The 14,899-nt window shown below is 30.9% G+C and carries 13 protein-coding genes; 5 read left to right on the forward strand and 8 right to left on the reverse strand.

Going from position 1 to position 14,899, the window contains the following annotated elements; all coding sequences use genetic code 11:
- Window positions 1-7: 7 nt before the first annotated feature.
- Window positions 8-346 carry a DUF6249 domain-containing protein gene (locus N4A42_RS01775; protein WP_294069015.1) on the reverse strand — a complete coding sequence of 113 codons (339 nt, stop codon included), beginning with the start codon at window positions 344-346 and terminating at the stop codon, window positions 8-10.
- Window positions 347-491: 145 nt separating this feature from the next.
- Here N4A42_RS01775 and N4A42_RS01780 point away from each other — a divergent pair, with 145 nt between their 5' ends.
- Entirely contained in the window at window positions 492-1,076 is a 585-nt protein-coding gene (locus N4A42_RS01780) for a sigma-70 family RNA polymerase sigma factor (RefSeq protein WP_294069018.1), read from the forward strand.
- Window positions 1,063-1,467, forward strand: a complete 405-nt coding sequence (locus tag N4A42_RS01785) for a hypothetical protein (RefSeq protein WP_294069020.1) — start codon at window positions 1,063-1,065, stop codon at window positions 1,465-1,467. The genes N4A42_RS01780 and N4A42_RS01785 overlap by 14 nt, the downstream gene beginning before the upstream one ends.
- Here N4A42_RS01785 and N4A42_RS01790 read toward each other — a convergent pair.
- Window positions 1,464-2,780 (reverse strand): hypothetical protein, encoded by a 1,317-nt coding sequence (locus tag N4A42_RS01790; RefSeq protein WP_294069023.1) that lies wholly within the window; start codon window positions 2,778-2,780, stop codon window positions 1,464-1,466. The genes N4A42_RS01785 and N4A42_RS01790 overlap by 4 nt on opposite strands.
- Before the next feature lie 126 nt (window positions 2,781-2,906).
- Between N4A42_RS01790 and N4A42_RS01795 the strand changes: the two genes are divergently transcribed.
- The 3 genes from N4A42_RS01795 to N4A42_RS01805 are packed head-to-tail and all read left to right on the forward strand — an operon-like array spanning window position 2,907 to window position 5,089.
- Window positions 2,907-3,455: a sigma-70 family RNA polymerase sigma factor gene (locus N4A42_RS01795; RefSeq protein WP_294069026.1), complete on the forward strand. Its 549-nt coding sequence runs from the start codon at window positions 2,907-2,909 to the stop codon at window positions 3,453-3,455.
- Window positions 3,439-3,951, forward strand: coding sequence for a hypothetical protein (locus tag N4A42_RS01800; RefSeq protein WP_294069029.1), 513 nt, complete (start codon window positions 3,439-3,441; stop codon window positions 3,949-3,951). The genes N4A42_RS01795 and N4A42_RS01800 overlap by 17 nt, the downstream gene beginning before the upstream one ends.
- Window positions 3,935-5,089: a hypothetical protein gene (locus N4A42_RS01805; RefSeq protein WP_294069032.1), complete on the forward strand. Its 1,155-nt coding sequence runs from the start codon at window positions 3,935-3,937 to the stop codon at window positions 5,087-5,089. Before N4A42_RS01800 ends, N4A42_RS01805 begins: the two co-directional genes overlap by 17 nt.
- A gap of 129 nt (window positions 5,090-5,218) precedes the next feature.
- On the opposite strand, the gene N4A42_RS01810 is transcribed toward N4A42_RS01805, so the two are convergent.
- From N4A42_RS01810 to N4A42_RS01835, 6 genes are all read right to left on the reverse strand, one after another.
- Window positions 5,219-6,454: a DEAD/DEAH box helicase gene (locus tag N4A42_RS01810; RefSeq protein WP_294069035.1), complete on the reverse strand. Its 1,236-nt coding sequence runs from the start codon at window positions 6,452-6,454 to the stop codon at window positions 5,219-5,221.
- Window positions 6,455-6,491: 37 nt separating this feature from the next.
- Complete coding sequence (gene rlmF / locus N4A42_RS01815) at window positions 6,492-7,445, reverse strand: 23S rRNA (adenine(1618)-N(6))-methyltransferase RlmF (protein ID WP_294069038.1); 954 nt, start codon at window positions 7,443-7,445, stop codon at window positions 6,492-6,494.
- Between the two features lie 58 nt (window positions 7,446-7,503).
- Window positions 7,504-10,956, reverse strand: a complete 3,453-nt coding sequence (locus N4A42_RS01820) for a pyruvate carboxylase (RefSeq protein ID WP_294069040.1) — start codon at window positions 10,954-10,956, stop codon at window positions 7,504-7,506.
- A 10-nt stretch (window positions 10,957-10,966) separates the two neighbouring features.
- Window positions 10,967-12,028, reverse strand: a complete 1,062-nt coding sequence (locus tag N4A42_RS01825) for a hypothetical protein (RefSeq protein WP_294069042.1) — start codon at window positions 12,026-12,028, stop codon at window positions 10,967-10,969.
- Between the two features lie 445 nt (window positions 12,029-12,473).
- On the reverse strand, window positions 12,474-13,058 hold the full coding sequence (locus N4A42_RS01830; RefSeq protein ID WP_294069044.1) for a Crp/Fnr family transcriptional regulator: 585 nt from the start codon (window positions 13,056-13,058) through the stop codon (window positions 12,474-12,476).
- 169 nt (window positions 13,059-13,227) lie between these two features.
- Window positions 13,228-14,877: a serine hydrolase gene (locus N4A42_RS01835; RefSeq protein WP_294069047.1), complete on the reverse strand. Its 1,650-nt coding sequence runs from the start codon at window positions 14,875-14,877 to the stop codon at window positions 13,228-13,230.
- Window positions 14,878-14,899 lie beyond the last annotated feature (22 nt).

The following is a 14,899-nucleotide window of genomic DNA, read 5'->3' on the forward strand; positions in this document are numbered from 1 at the left end:
GTTGTGTTTAATTATCTAAAGCTTTTTTGGTTTGTGTAAAGCCAATATATAATCCTAGTCCAGCCATTAAAAAGATCATTGCAGGATATATGGCATTATCGTCTAAACCTGTATAGGTTTCTAATATATTGGCAATTAACACACCTGCACCAACTCCCATTAACAGAAAGGCTAAATTAATAACTACGACTTTCCATGATGCTCCTGTGCGTTTGCCAATATTAAAGATACTTGCGTCTGCACCTTTTTCTATTAATGCTAAGCGTTCTTTATTACGCGTTGAAAAATACAGATAGAATACACCAAATATTGATCCGAAAATTATTGCTAAAACTGCTACTTCCATAATGTTTATTTTTTAATTGATTAATTTTATTGTGTTTCATAAGTTATGACGACAAGGTTTTTATTTAGGTTACACTTTTTTTAAAAAAAAAATATTTTTATCTGATGTTGTAACCTTATACAATATAATGTCGTCTTAAATAAAAATGACCACCAACGACGATAACATATTAATTGCAGCTATTAATAATGGCGATACTAAAGCTTATGCGCAATTAGTAGATCGTTATAAGGATTTGGTGTATACTTTAGCATTAAGAATGTTAAAGCGTAGAGAGGAAGCAGAGGAAGTAGCACAAGATACTTTTATTAAAGTATTTAAGTCTCTTAATAAGTTTAAAGGAGACTCTAAATTTTCTACTTGGATATATAGAGTAGCGTATAACACATGTTTAGATAGTTTAAAGAAGAATAAAAAACATTTAAATAACGTTGCCATAGATGAGTTTACATATAACAAATTAGATACTATAGATAATGCTTTAGATCATATAATTAAGGAAGAAAAAAGTACTTTAATTAAAAATTGTATTAATAAATTACCCGAAGATAGTAGTGCTTTATTAACCTTATTTTATTTTGAAGAATTATCTTTAGATGAAATATCTAAGATTATAAATGTAGAAGCCAACACTGTAAAGGTGAAATTATTTAGAGCACGAAAAAAATTAGCTGTTATTTTAGAGCAATATTTGCAGCCACAAAAAAGACCTGATTATGAACAAGGATGATAAAAGAATAGAAGACCTGATAAGTAAGTTAATGTCTGCTGATCGTTTAGAACAAGCACCTCATAATTTTACAGAAAATGTAATGTCTAAAATTGAAGCTTTACCTAAATCTAAAACTTTTATTTATAAGCCTCTAATTCCTAAATATGTTTTGTGGTTTATTACAGCTAGTTTTATTGGGTTTGTTGGTTACGTAGTGTTTCAAAGTTCTGAGAATTCAATTAGTTTATCAGAAAAATATAATTTACCAGATGTTTCTTTAAATCTTTTAGAAGGGTTGTCTGTAGATTTTTCAACTACATTTATGTATGCTATAGTGCTATTTGTAATTATGTTAAGCATACAAATACCATTATTAAAACAGTATTTAAATAACCGATTAACTTATTAATTAGGATAATACCAAAACGGAATTCTGGCTTCATAGACATTACTAGTGTCTTTTTTTCTTATGCGTTTCCTCATTACGTTAACAAGGTGTTTCCCTTCAGGTAAGTCCTTAATGTTAATATAAGTCTCTAACCCTTTTTGTTTCTTTTTACTTTTAGTAAGTATAAATTCGCTTTTGTATGTAGTACTATCTATTCTAATACTGTAAATATCATTTACCGTTTTCATATACTCGCGTCTAATACTATCGCGTTTTTTTCGAGAAAGTTCGTTTATAACAATTATGTCAGAGCTCATACCTCTTATATCTTCTTTAGGTTTTAGATCTGGATTAAAACCAAACACATAATCATCAATTTTATCATCAAAAATTATAAAAACTTTTAAGTGGTTTTCTGTTATTACTTTAGAGGGTATTACCACATCTTCAATAAAATCTGTATCATCTACTAATAAATCTTCATAGTTTGTTATATCACCAATTATGGCACTAGAGTTTAAATTGCCATTAAAGTAGTTAGATGTTTTGTTGTTAAAAGAAGATAATATAATTAGAAAGATATAAATGGGTAATAGAAACCAACTTAAGCGTCTCCCAAACTTATTATCTAAAAAATTATAGACAATCGGTCGGTATAAAAACGAAAGCGTTATAAAGCTAAACACCCAATAAAACGGAAAATACAACTTACTAAGTCTTCTTTTCTTTTTTAACCAACCTTGCGTTGCAAAGTCAATGAATACCAATAACATTCCAAAAGCGAGAAAAACTACTAATGGAATACCAATTATTTTCCCTAAAGGCGAAAAACTATCGTCAGCAATCAAGAAATTAGAAATTAAGGCAATAGCGCTAATTGTAAAAATAAAAGCTAAAACATAGAAAATCAGTAAAAAGGAAATCGCAAAAATAATACTGCAATAATTCTCTAGTCTAGCAATATACCTATCAAAAGATCCAACTTTGTATTTTAGGTATTTTGTGAATTTTTCGCTGTAATTAAGTTTTTCATAATCAATATCTCCAGATACATAGCGTAAGCCTAAAGCACCAATCCAAAGCCCTCTGAGTATAACATGTAATAAAAGGTTAAAACCTAAAATTACGATAGAAATTAAGGCAACTATGTAAACAAGTGTTATTAGAAAATACCCTTCGTTTCGAGATTCAGTATATAGTAGTTCTATTGCAGGATAAGCAGAGAATAAACCAAAAATGGCAAAACCAGAAATAAGCAACTCTAGCTGCCAGCTTTCTTCTTGTAATTTTTTAAGTAATTTTTTAAAAGCAGGATTATTGTAATCTTGACTCATCGTAGTTTAGTTGGTGTTATTTAAGTCTAAAGTTAGTTATATTCAATTAATTTTTACTTTTTTATTCAAAATATGAAACCCTTATCATTTTTCTTCGTTTTTAATACAAAGACGCTAACTAACTAAATGCAATTAGACATAGAAACTTTAATTGAAGCCTGTAAAAAAGGTAACCAAATAGCACAAATGCAGATATACGATAGCTATTGCAAAGCTATGTTTACAGTTGCGTGTAGGTATTTAATAGATGAAGAAGAAGCCAAAGATGCTATGCAAGAAGGGTTTTTAAAAGCTTTTATTAATATTAATAATTACAAACCAGAAGCTACTTTCGGATCTTGGTTAAAACGAATTGTTATCAATCAATGCCTAGATGTTTTAAAAAAACGACAAATAGAGTTTAGTGATGATGCAGTAGAGAACATAGCAATAATAGATGATGATAACTGGAATTTTGATAGCGCAATTACAAAAGCTGAAATCATTGAAGCTATTGAAAAACTCAACGATAAACATAAAATGGTCGTAAAGTTATATTTAATAGAAGGCTATGACCACAAGGAAATATCAGAAATACTAAATATACCTGTAAAAACCTCTCGAACACATTTATCTAGAGGGAAGTCTAAACTAAGGGACTTATTAAAATCAAAATATTATGAAACAAGATATTAGAGATTTATTTAATGAGAAAGAAGGCTTAAAAAAGCTTCCGGATAATCATAGGGTAGAATTTTTAAATAAGTTAAAGCAACAAAGCAAACAAAAAAAGCCTAGATATAAATGGCTAAAATTTGCAGCAGTGGCAATTATAGCATTAACAGTTGGTTTTAGTCTGTTTTACGAAGAACCAGTAGCAGGAAAATCGCCAATGATAGCACAAATAGAAGCCGTAGAAGCACAATATTTAAAAGAAATCCATAACGAATGGGAGAATTTTATTGCTATAGCAGAAGATGAGGTTCTAGTAGCAAGATATAAGAAACGTTTAAGTGAGTTAGATAAAGATTATCAGCAAATTTCAATACAGTTTAAGAATGATGCCAATAATTTATTGGTTATAGAATCTCTAATAGACAATCTACAAACACGCTTAACCTTGTTAAAAGATATACAGCAGCACATTAAAATATTAAATCAAAATAACGAACAGAATGAAAACACCATTTAAATGCTTATTGTTGATGCTCATCACATCAGCAACATTAAGCGCACAGAAACATGAAATTTATAAAAACAGCTTTGATGAAGAACTAAAAGCTTTAGTATTAGATCTCAATAGGTCTTATATTCAGTTTGAAGAATCTAATGATGGGAAATTGCATATAGATTATACGATTGAGTTTAGTAATTATTCAAAAAAAGAGGTTCAAGAAATTTTAAGTAAAATAAAGACATCTGCAATTGTTGAAGAAAACAAACTTGTTTTTAAATCTAATAGTGAAGGTATTGCAGGTGAAATAGTTTATAGTCTCGAAAGTTTGTTTGGGGTAACATTTGAAGGAGATCATATAAAATTTAAAGAAAAATCAACCAAACAATTTAGGCAGTCAAAGCAATATTTTTATGATATAAATAGTAGCTCTAGAGGAAAAAGCCTTAAAGAATATTTAAAAAACATACGAGAGCTTGATGCTAAGAAAAAAAAGAAAAAAGTTAAGATTAAAAACATTAAGAGTTACAAAACAAATTTTATTATTAAAATACCTAGAGATATTAATATAAGAGCTACAGTCATAAACTCTAGTATGACCTTTAATCTAGACTTAAAAAACCAGATAACGTTAAATGCACGTAATACAGATTTAAAATTTCAAAGTTTAATTAATAACTTAAATAATTTTGATGTTGTTAATGGTAGTGTTAGAGCTAATGCATTACAAGGCGGCTCATACAAGTTTAATCATGTAGATAAAGTTCAGTTAGCAGAAATTAAAAATTTAGATTTTGATTGTGAATTTACAGATGTAAAAATTGGTGAGGTAGGTGAGAATGTTAAAATAGTAGATTTCAATAGTAAATTTTGGATCCATAATTTTTCAAACAATTTTGGCAATTTTAAAATGCATACAGAATACTCAGAAATCAATATGTTTTTTCCAGAGAATATAGAGTATTATATTGAAACTTTTGGGCAAGATACGGTTCATTATTACGGTGAAATTATCACAGAAATACCACCAAGTCGTAAGAATGAATCCACTAAAATGATGGTAATTGGTGAAAATATTTCATCAAATAAAATTAAGATTAATACAAAACACGGTATTATAAGGTTTGGTGAAGATTTTATAGATATAAAAAAATAGATTTAAAAGAGTTTGGCATAAAGCGCTATCCATTCTTTGAAGTGAAACATGAATAACTTAGCCATTAGCTATTGCTTTTGGCTTTTTTATGTTATCAGTCTAAAAATCTAAGAAATCTGTTTGTCTAAATTAATACCAACGCTTCTTCTTTTTTTTAGAAGCAGCACTTTTTCGACCTTTTTTATATTTGCTACCTTTCTTTTTATGAACTATAGGTTTCTCTTTAGGGTCTAAGGGGTAAGGATGCTCAGTTTCAATAGGGATTTGAACATTAATATATTGCTCAATAGTTTTCACATAGTTTTTTTCATCTGCAGAGCACAAAGCATAAGATTTGCCAATATTGCCAGCACGACCTGTTCTTCCAATTCTATGCACATAAGTTTCAGCAACGTTAGGCATATCAAAATTAAAGACATTATCAAGCTCATTAATATCAATACCACGAGCTGCAACATCTGTAGCTATAAGAATTTTAACATAGCCATTTTTAAATTTTTTTAGCGCTGTTAGCCTATCGTTTTGGTTTTTATCACCATGAATACTATCAACCTTATAACCATTCTTCAATAAGGTTTGTTCTAGCTTGTTAACACCAAATTTGGTACGTCTAAAAATGAGCACATTGCCTTTAATTGTGTTTCTTAGTAAGTGCAGGCACAATTCTATTTTGTTTCGTTTAGGCACATAATATAAAACCTGACTAATATCTTTTGCTATTGAGTGTGTTGGTGTAACATCGATACGCTCTGGTTTATTAAGAATGCTATTAGCTAATTGTTCAATTTTATAAGGAATGGTTGCAGAAAATAAAAGGGTTTGTTTTTCTTCTGGGCAAAGGCGTTCTATCTTTTTTATGTCATCAATAAAGCCCATAGCTAGCATTAAATCTGCTTCGTCTATAACAAAAGTTTCTATATAATCTAAATTGATATAATCTTGCTTGTGCAAATCGAGCAAACGACCAGGAGTAGCTACTAAAATATCTACACCTTTTTTTAAAACATCTATTTGAGGTTCTATAGATGTACCACCAAAGACTACTAAAGATCTTAAGTTAGAAAATTGAGCATAAGTCTTAATATTCTGTTGAATTTGAACGGCTAATTCTCGAGTAGGACTTACAATGAGTGCTCTTATCTTTTTACCTCGTTTTGGTGCGTCTTGCTTATCGAATAGTAATTGTAAAATTGGTAATGCGAAAGCAGCAGTTTTACCAGTTCCTGTTTGTGCAGATACAATTACATCTTTTTTGTCTAAAATTGAAGGAATTGCTTTTTGCTGTACTAATGTAGGTTCTGTATAGCCAGATGCTTCAATAGCCTTAAGAAGTGGCTTTATAAGTTTTAAGTCTTTAAATGACATTTATAAGAGTTTGAAGCAAAGGTAGGATAATAATTTACTAACGCTGATTAACCCAGTCTTTTTGTTCTTTTTCTGTTAAAAATGTCCAAGCAATAAATCGACTTATTTTTTGACCCTGTCCCATATTTATTGTTTTTACATCTTTGGCTTTTACCTTTTGTAATATCTTATAAGTTGGCTTTAGCGTGGTTTCTTTAGATATTAAACTTGTAAACCAAAGGCATTGTTTGGCAAAGTGTCTGCTTTCATAAATCATATCTTTTACAAAACGAGCTTCACCACCTTTTGTCCATAATTCATTGTGTTGCCCACCAAAATTAAGAACAGGCTTACTTTTTGTTTTTCCTTTAAGATTTTTAAGTTTTCTTAAGCTTGCTTTTTGTGCTTCTTCTTTAGATGCATGAAAAGGAGGATTACATATGGTGAAATCTATTCTCTCATTTGGTTTAATAATGCCTGTAAAAAAGACATTAGATGTTTCTTGTTGTCTAATTTCTACATGAGATTTTAGATTAGGGTTTTGCTCAACGATATGTTTTGCTGAATTAATAGCACTTTCGTTGATATCACTGCCTATAAATGACCAACCATATTCGTGGTTTCCAATTATTGGGTAAATACAATTAGCGCCAACACCAATATCTAAACCTTTAATATGGTGTCCTTTTGGAATTTTAGAATAATTTTCCTCCAAAATGTCTGCGACATAATGTATATAATCTGCTCTACCAGGAATTGGCGGACATAAATAATGCTTAGGAATTTCCCAATACTCAAGCCCATAATGATATTTTAAAAGTGCCTTGTTTAAGGCTAAAACAGCATTTGGGTTAAAAAAATCAATAGAGATGTCACCATATTTGTTGGGTGCTAAAAAACGTTTTAACTCTGGTGAAACTTTTATAAGTTCATCAAAATTATAACGTTCTTTATGCTGACTTCTTTGATGAAGTTGAGACTTTATCTTAGGAGGTGTTTTCTTTTTTTGCAATTAGTTATTCTATTTATCCCACAAAGGTAGTTGAAAACAAATAGTTGTAAAAGTTGATTTATTCTAAGGTCACAACCAAGTCATCTTGTTTAACCATACTGCCTTCATCTAATGCGATAGATTTAATTGTTCCAGCTTTATGAGCAGTAACTGTTGTTTCCATTTTCATGGCTTCAATAACAAACAAAGGATCATTTTCTTTAATCTTCTGTCCTTTTTCTACTAAAACTTTATAAAGAGAACCTTGTAATGGAGCACCTATTTGATTATTGTTTTCAGGATCAATCTTAACGTTTTCTTGTTTTTTAATATTTAGTGATTTGTCTAATACTTCAACAAGTCTATTTTCTCCATTTACTTTAAAAAATACAATACGTTTTCCGTCTTCATTTGGTATACCTACGGATAAAAGTCTTACAATAACTGTTTTTCCTGGCTCTAACTCAATTTGCGTTTCTTCTCTTAACTTCATACCATAGAAGAAGTTCTTGGTAGGTATAAGTGCCACGTTTCCGTAGTTTTTATAATTTTCGTGTGCAGCATCAAACACCTTTGGGTATAACGTGTAGGATAAGAAATCTTCCATTACTATAGCTCTAGTAAATCCTTTTTGATAGGTCTCTTTAAAGGTGTTGTACTCAGTTTCAAAATCAATAGGTTTTAAATGCGCATTTGGTCTGTCTGTATATGGTTTTTTGTCTTTTAAAATAATTTTCTGAAGTTTTTTTGGAAATCCACCAGATGGTTGCCCTAAATCTCCTTTAAAGAAATTAATAACAGATTCTGGAAACGATATGTCCTCACCACGTTGCATAACATCTTCTGGTATTAGATTGTTGGTTACCATAAAAATGGCCATATCACCAACCACCTTAGAGCTTGGTGTTACTTTAACTAAATTACCAAACATCGTGTTGACTTTTGCATACATTTTTTTTACATCATCAAAACGATCTCCGAGTCCTAAAGCTTCAGCCTGAGGTCTTAAATTAGAGTATTGTCCTCCTGGAATTTCATGATGAAATACTTCAGCTGTGCCAGCTTTTAAACCAGACTCAAACGGATAATATAGTTCTCTTGTGTCTTCCCAGAAATTAGAAAACTGATTTAGTTTTTCAATGTTAAAATCGTGAGCGCGTTCGTGATATTTCATCATCTCTACAACTCCATTAAAGTTAGGTTGAGAGGTTAAACCAGATAAGCCACCTAAAGCTACATCTACTACATCAACACCAGCTTCAATAGCTTTAAGGTAAGTTGCTGTTTGTAGCGAAGAGGTGTCATGTGTGTGTAAATGAATAGGAACATTAACAGTATCCTTTAATGCAGTTACCAATTCTGTAACAGCATAAGGTTTTAGCAATCCTGCCATATCTTTTATAGCAATCATGTGTGCGCCTGCATTTTCCAAATCTTTAGCTAATTGGGTGTAGTATTTTAAATTGTATTTGGTTTGTGTAATATCTAAGATGTCACCAGTGTAACTTAATGCAGCTTCTGCAATTCCGCCTGTTCTATTTCTAACATAATTAATACTTGGTTCCATAGCCTTAACCCAATTGAGCGAATCGAATATTCTAAAAATATCAACTCCGTTTTCCCAAGATTTTTCTACAAATTTTTCTATTAAATTATCAGGATAAGCCTTATAGCCAACACCATTAGAGCCACGCAACAGCATTTGAAATAATATATTTGGGATGGCTTCTCTAAGCTGTTTTAAACGTGTCCATGGACTTTCGTGAAGAAAACGTAAACACACATCAAAAGTTGCTCCACCCCAAACTTCCATACTAAAGGTGTTTGGATGGTTTTTTGCAAAACTTTCTGCAACCTTAAGCATATCATAAGTTCTCATACGTGTGGCAAGCAAAGACTGATGAGCATCTCGCATGGTTGTATCTGTATAATGGATTTTTTTTTCTGTTTTTAACCATTTACAAAACCCTTCAGGACCAAGTTCGGTCAGTAGATCTTTTGTGCCTTTTGGATAAGCAGCTTTATGATTAAACTTTGGTATTTTAGCTTCTCTAAATACTTTATTTTTATCAATGAATTTTACATCAGGATTACCGTTTACAATAACTTCTGCTAAGTAATTTAAAGCTTTAGATGTTCGATCTTGAGGGAGTTTAATATCAAATAGCTCTGGTGTATTTTGAATAAAGTTGACATTAACTTTACCATTTCTAAAGGTATCATGTTTAATGACATTTTGAAGAAAGTGTATATTGGTTTTTACACCTCTAACTCTAAATTCGCGCAATGCACGTGTCATTTTTCTTATAGCACCATCTAATGTTCTTCCACGAGCAGAAACTTTTACTAGCATGGAATCAAAAAACGGACTTACATTATAGCCTTGATATATGCTACCTGCATCTAAACGTATACCCATTCCTGATGCACTACGATAGGTTGTAATTGTACCATAGTCTGGAGTAAAATTGTTTTCAGGATCTTCTGTGGTTAAACGGCATTGTAATGCAAAACCATAAGTTGCTAAACTTTCTTGACCATAAATTTTAATCTGTTTGTCAGATAATTTATAACCTCCAGCAATGAAGATTTGCGTCTTAACCAAATCAATACCTGTTACCATTTCTGTAACAGTATGTTCTACTTGGATTCTTGGGTTTACTTCTATAAAATAGATGTTATCTTCTTGATCGACTAAAAACTCAACCGTTCCTATATTGTTATAATTTACTTCAGATGTAATATCTACAGCATATTTGTACAAGGCATCTTTAACATTTTGAGAAACATTATACGAAGGTGCTACTTCTACTACTTTTTGATGGCGACGTTGTACAGAGCAATCACGCTCAAACAAATGACGAATATTTCCATGTCTATCTGCTACAATTTGAATTTCTATATGCTTTGGGTTTTCAACATATTTTTCGAGAAACATGGTGTCATCTCCAAAAGCATTGAGGGCTTCGTTTTGAGCCGAATTGAAATTGGCTTCTAAATCTTCTATACTTCTAATAACTCGCATACCACGACCACCACCACCAGAAGCTGCTTTTAGCATAACAGGGTAGCCAATTCTACTAGCTTCATTTATTGCAATATCTAAAGAAATTAAATCCTTTTTATTACTTTCTATAATAGGAACATTGCACTTTACAGCAATTTTTTTAGCAGTAATTTTATCGCCAAGCGCATCCATAACCTCAGGATCTGGACCTATAAAAACGATATTGTTTTCTGCGCATTTCCTTGCAAATTCTGAGTTTTCTGATAAAAAACCATAACCAGGATGTATGGCATCTACATTTTTAGATTTTGCTAAGGTTACAATTTCATCAATATCTAAATACGGTTTTAAAGGTTCGTTGTTCTCACCAATTTGATAGGCTTCATCTGCTTTATATCTATGCTGAGAATACCGATCTTCATAAGTATATACAGCTACTGTTTTAATATTTAATTCAGAACAGGCTCTTAATACACGTATGGCTATTTCACTTCTGTTAGCTACTAAAACTTTTTTAATTTTCATGATGGTATGGTTATTTGATGAGGTATGGATTTTCGTTTATATAGTTTCTGGTGATAAAATCTAAGCCATTGCTTAGTAGCTCTCCCATATTTTTTGATTTTTTAAAACCAACATCTTTAGTTAATTTGAATAAAGCTGATCTTAGCTCATCTATCTTTTCTGGAGTAGAAATGGTATCACTTTTCATGCATTCTACTAAATCCTTTAGGCGTTCGTGCTCACTTGTGGCACGTTTAGCCAACAGTGAACGTTCTTCTTTTTCATATTGTCTTATAGATTCTTCTGCAAGTGCATTTAATGTCATTTCTACAAACGCATTATTCTCTTTTAAAAACTGAGGTTTATAGACTTTTGGATTGCCTTCATAACATTGTTGATCAAAATCTATAGCTCGAATACGATATTGTACACGATCAAAATCTTGAGTAATTACTACAACATAGTTGTAAGAACGCATATCTGCAAGTAGTCTAACAAAGCAACGTTCATTAAATTTTACAAACTCTTTTGCTAATGCGCGTTTATCTTGCTCAGATAATGCTTTAAGGTGATTGTTTATAAAGGTATCTCCAGGAATGCCTAAAATATGCTCTTCAATTAGTGTGTCTTTATGTACTAAGAAATTGATATGATTGGGTGATAATAAATGTTCTAACTCTAAACCGTATATGCGCGAAGCATCTGCTTTTTTTATATATAAGAAAATGTAATTGTCGTTAAGAATATTTCTTACCTTAATACGAAAGGGTTTTGTATTACCAAAGGTGCAAAAATCGATACTGTCTATATTGAGGTAGGGAATGATATTGTCACTTCCATCAGAATGTAATATAGAATACATTTGTTTTAGACTATGTTCAATCTCGTCGCGTTCGTATTCTGCATAGTAGCAACTAATCCATAAGGTGTCATTACCATTATCATCAAAAATTTCTATAGCACCTTGAAAGCGTAGTAAATCATCATAAAAAATGGGGATTTTAATATTTCTACCTTGTTCGCTTAGATAATCAGATAAGCAATTACTAATAGGATAAGCAGGCTTTTTTTTGGATATAAGCTTTTCACTCATAACGATGTTGGGTTTGGTTTGAGGCGTTAGTTTTTATGAATAAAAAACTACAACGTTTTAGTGAATTTAATAAAAAATTATTAAAGTATTGCTTTTTAGGTGTTTAGCTTGGGTCGAAATACAAAAGATTTGCTGTAATTTGAAAAGTCTTTCAAATAAATTTTAGGCTTAGGTTTGTTTAGTTTATAAGATCAGTTTAGTGTTTTTTTAATAGTTAAAAAACCTATTGCTAAAATTGAATGTGTGGTCTTGTTAGTGTTCTTTTTTTAGTAATAACGCTTTTTTATTGCCTTAATTTTTAAGGTGTTAAATAGTATAAAAAAAGCGCAAGTTTTTCTACTTGCGCTTTTTGGCTATTAATCCTTAGGGATTACTTAAATTACTGTTAGGGTAGCGCAAACATAGAACTAATATTGCAATGAAAAATTGATGTATGTTAATAAATTTAATGATTTGAAAGTTCTTTTCTAATTCTGCTTAAACTTTCAGTAGTAATTCCCAGAAACGAGGCTATATGGTAGTTTTTTATGTGTTTTTCAATATCTGGATATGTGTTGATAAAATCTAAATAGCGTTCTTTTGCGGTTTTTGATATACCTGCTAGTATTCTTTTTTGAAAAGCAGCAAAAGAACGCTCTAGTTTAATTCTGAAAAAACGGTCTATCTTAGGGATTTCGGTATATAAATACTCTTTGTCCTTAGTACTAATTCTATAAATTACAGAATCTTCAATGGCTTCAACAGTCATAATCGCTTTTTCATCAGAGAAAAAGGCAGTAAAATCACTCATCCACCAATCTTTAATGCCAAATTGGATGGTATGTTCTTTACCTTGCGAATCTATATGAAAAGCTCTTAAGCAACCATTTGTTATGTAGTACATGGCATCAACAACATCACCTGGATGAATTAGAAGTTCACCTTTTTTTATATTCACTTTATGAAAAACAGATTCTATAAGCTTTAATTCTTCTTCAGAAAAAGAAAGCTCTTTAAAAATGTTTTTAACTATAGAATTTTTAGGTTTCACTTAATGTGATAAATTAAACTTATAAGCACTATAAGTTACGTAATGCATTCTTTATAAAAGAATTAAATAGATGTTATTAGTTTAAAATTAGATTATCGTATTCTTTTAATAAGAAAAAACCACCATATTTAATATGGTGGCTTATAGTTTTTTTTAGAACGTTTTTTATTTATTCTATCTTTTTTGCAACTGTTTCTTCACCTCCTTGATGTAGTGTAAAACTTATTGTTTTACCAGACTTGTTTTTATTGAATATAACTTTTAGAGCAGTGACCTTAGCAAAAAATGTAGTTTCATCTTCCGCAAAAATTTCAAATTTGCCTTGACCTGTAGCTTGTGCAAATATTTGATTACCTTCTACAGTTATATCTACATGAAAGTTTGGTGCTAATTCATACTTGCCAACATATTGACTTAATATTTCATTTGAAAGCGTAATTTCTTTTTTTGCTTCTGGCATTTTCTTATCTGTTTCTTTGCCAAGGTTTTCAGAATCAGTAATAAACAGAGCTTGTCTTTTGCCATTTTTGGTTTTAGAGAACTCATATTCAATCGTACCCTCTTCAAACATAAAACGATTTTCAGCTAAAGGAAAAATATCGTAAGCAGTATTGGTTTCAGATTCTCTCATGCTTTTAAGTTTTCCATCTTTCATAAAAATATGTCTTATAGCTCCATCTTCAAATTCATAAGCACCAACCCATTGTTTTAATTGGTCTTCAGATAGATTAATGACATCTTTCATTGTTGGAAATGGTTTGCCAATAGCTGCGGCAGCGAGATTTTGAGTAAGAGCTCCTATATCATTACAACTACAATTACTAAGCCCAATAACATACACATCTTCTTCAATAAGATAAATACCGTTGGTTGAGCTGCCAAAAATACCTCCACTGTGTGTGTAACCTTTAGAGCCTTTTAAGTTCATTTCTCCTAATCCGTAACCATAATTAATATGTTCACCATTATTTAGAGTTGAACCATTGATTGCTTTTTGTAATGTAGTTGCTTTTATTAGTGTGTTATTTGCTAAAGCATTTTGCCATTTTAATAAATCATCTATTGTAGAAACTAGCGCTCCAGCCGCATGAGGTAGTGTCATACTAAGGTAACTTGCATTAATATAACCTTGATCTGTTTGCTCGTATGGCATAGCTCTGTTTTTTATTAGCGCTCTGTTGCTACCATATCTAGAGTTGCTCATTTTTAAAGGCTCAAAAATGTTTTTATGTAAAAAGCCTTCATAGGTGTCTTCAGAGATTACTTCAATGATTTTGCCAAGTAAGACGTAACCAGAGTTATTATATCTATATGCATCACCAGGATTAAAATCCATAGGTTCATTTTTAAAATAGTCTATGAGTTCGTCTAAGGTCTTATCCTGACGTGCAACTTGCCTTAAGTTACCTATACCTGTATAGCTTTTTATACCAGAGGTATGATTTAATAGATGATGAACCGTAATGATTTTGCCCTGCGTAGGATAATTTGGAATAAACTTAGTAATAGGATCGTTTAGGCTTAGTTTTCCTTGCTCTTCTAGCATTAGAATAGCAATAGCAGTAAACTGTTTTGTAATAGATGCAAGCATAAATACATTTTCTGGTATCATATCTACATCTAATTCTAAATTAGATTTTCCAACAGCTTTTCTGTAAATAGCTTTTCCATTTTTAGCAACTAAAATGGTTGCACCAGGAGTATCGTTTTGGTAATATTGGGCAACAATATCATCGAATTGTTGGGTTAAATCTTGTGCTTGAGCTGTGGTGAAAAGAAGACTAAGAGCTAAAATTAGAATAGTGAGTTTTGTTTTCATAATTGTTTTGATTGATTTAATA

Origin of the sequence: Winogradskyella sp., from assembly GCF_025210595.1 — a bacterium.
Classification (GTDB): Bacteria; Bacteroidota; Bacteroidia; order Flavobacteriales; family Flavobacteriaceae; genus Winogradskyella.

What these genes read in the sequence shown, in the direction of transcription:
- N4A42_RS01775 (WP_294069015.1), bottom strand. Translation starts at nt 346, where the DNA reads ATGGAAGTAGCAGTTTTAGCAATAATTTTCGGATCAATATTTGGTGTA.
- N4A42_RS01780 (WP_294069018.1), top strand. Translation starts at nt 492, where the DNA reads ATGACCACCAACGACGATAACATATTAATTGCAGCTATTAATAATGGC.
- N4A42_RS01785 (WP_294069020.1), top strand. Translation starts at nt 1,063, where the DNA reads ATGAACAAGGATGATAAAAGAATAGAAGACCTGATAAGTAAGTTAATG.
- N4A42_RS01790 (WP_294069023.1), bottom strand. Translation starts at nt 2,780, where the DNA reads ATGAGTCAAGATTACAATAATCCTGCTTTTAAAAAATTACTTAAAAAA.
- N4A42_RS01795 (WP_294069026.1), top strand. Translation starts at nt 2,907, where the DNA reads ATGCAATTAGACATAGAAACTTTAATTGAAGCCTGTAAAAAAGGTAAC.
- N4A42_RS01800 (WP_294069029.1), top strand. Translation starts at nt 3,439, where the DNA reads ATGAAACAAGATATTAGAGATTTATTTAATGAGAAAGAAGGCTTAAAA.
- N4A42_RS01805 (WP_294069032.1), top strand. Translation starts at nt 3,935, where the DNA reads ATGAAAACACCATTTAAATGCTTATTGTTGATGCTCATCACATCAGCA.
- N4A42_RS01810 (WP_294069035.1), bottom strand. Translation starts at nt 6,454, where the DNA reads ATGTCATTTAAAGACTTAAAACTTATAAAGCCACTTCTTAAGGCTATT.
- N4A42_RS01820 (WP_294069040.1), bottom strand. Translation starts at nt 10,956, where the DNA reads ATGAAAATTAAAAAAGTTTTAGTAGCTAACAGAAGTGAAATAGCCATA.
- N4A42_RS01825 (WP_294069042.1), bottom strand. Translation starts at nt 12,028, where the DNA reads ATGAGTGAAAAGCTTATATCCAAAAAAAAGCCTGCTTATCCTATTAGT.
- N4A42_RS01835 (WP_294069047.1), bottom strand. Translation starts at nt 14,877, where the DNA reads ATGAAAACAAAACTCACTATTCTAATTTTAGCTCTTAGTCTTCTTTTC.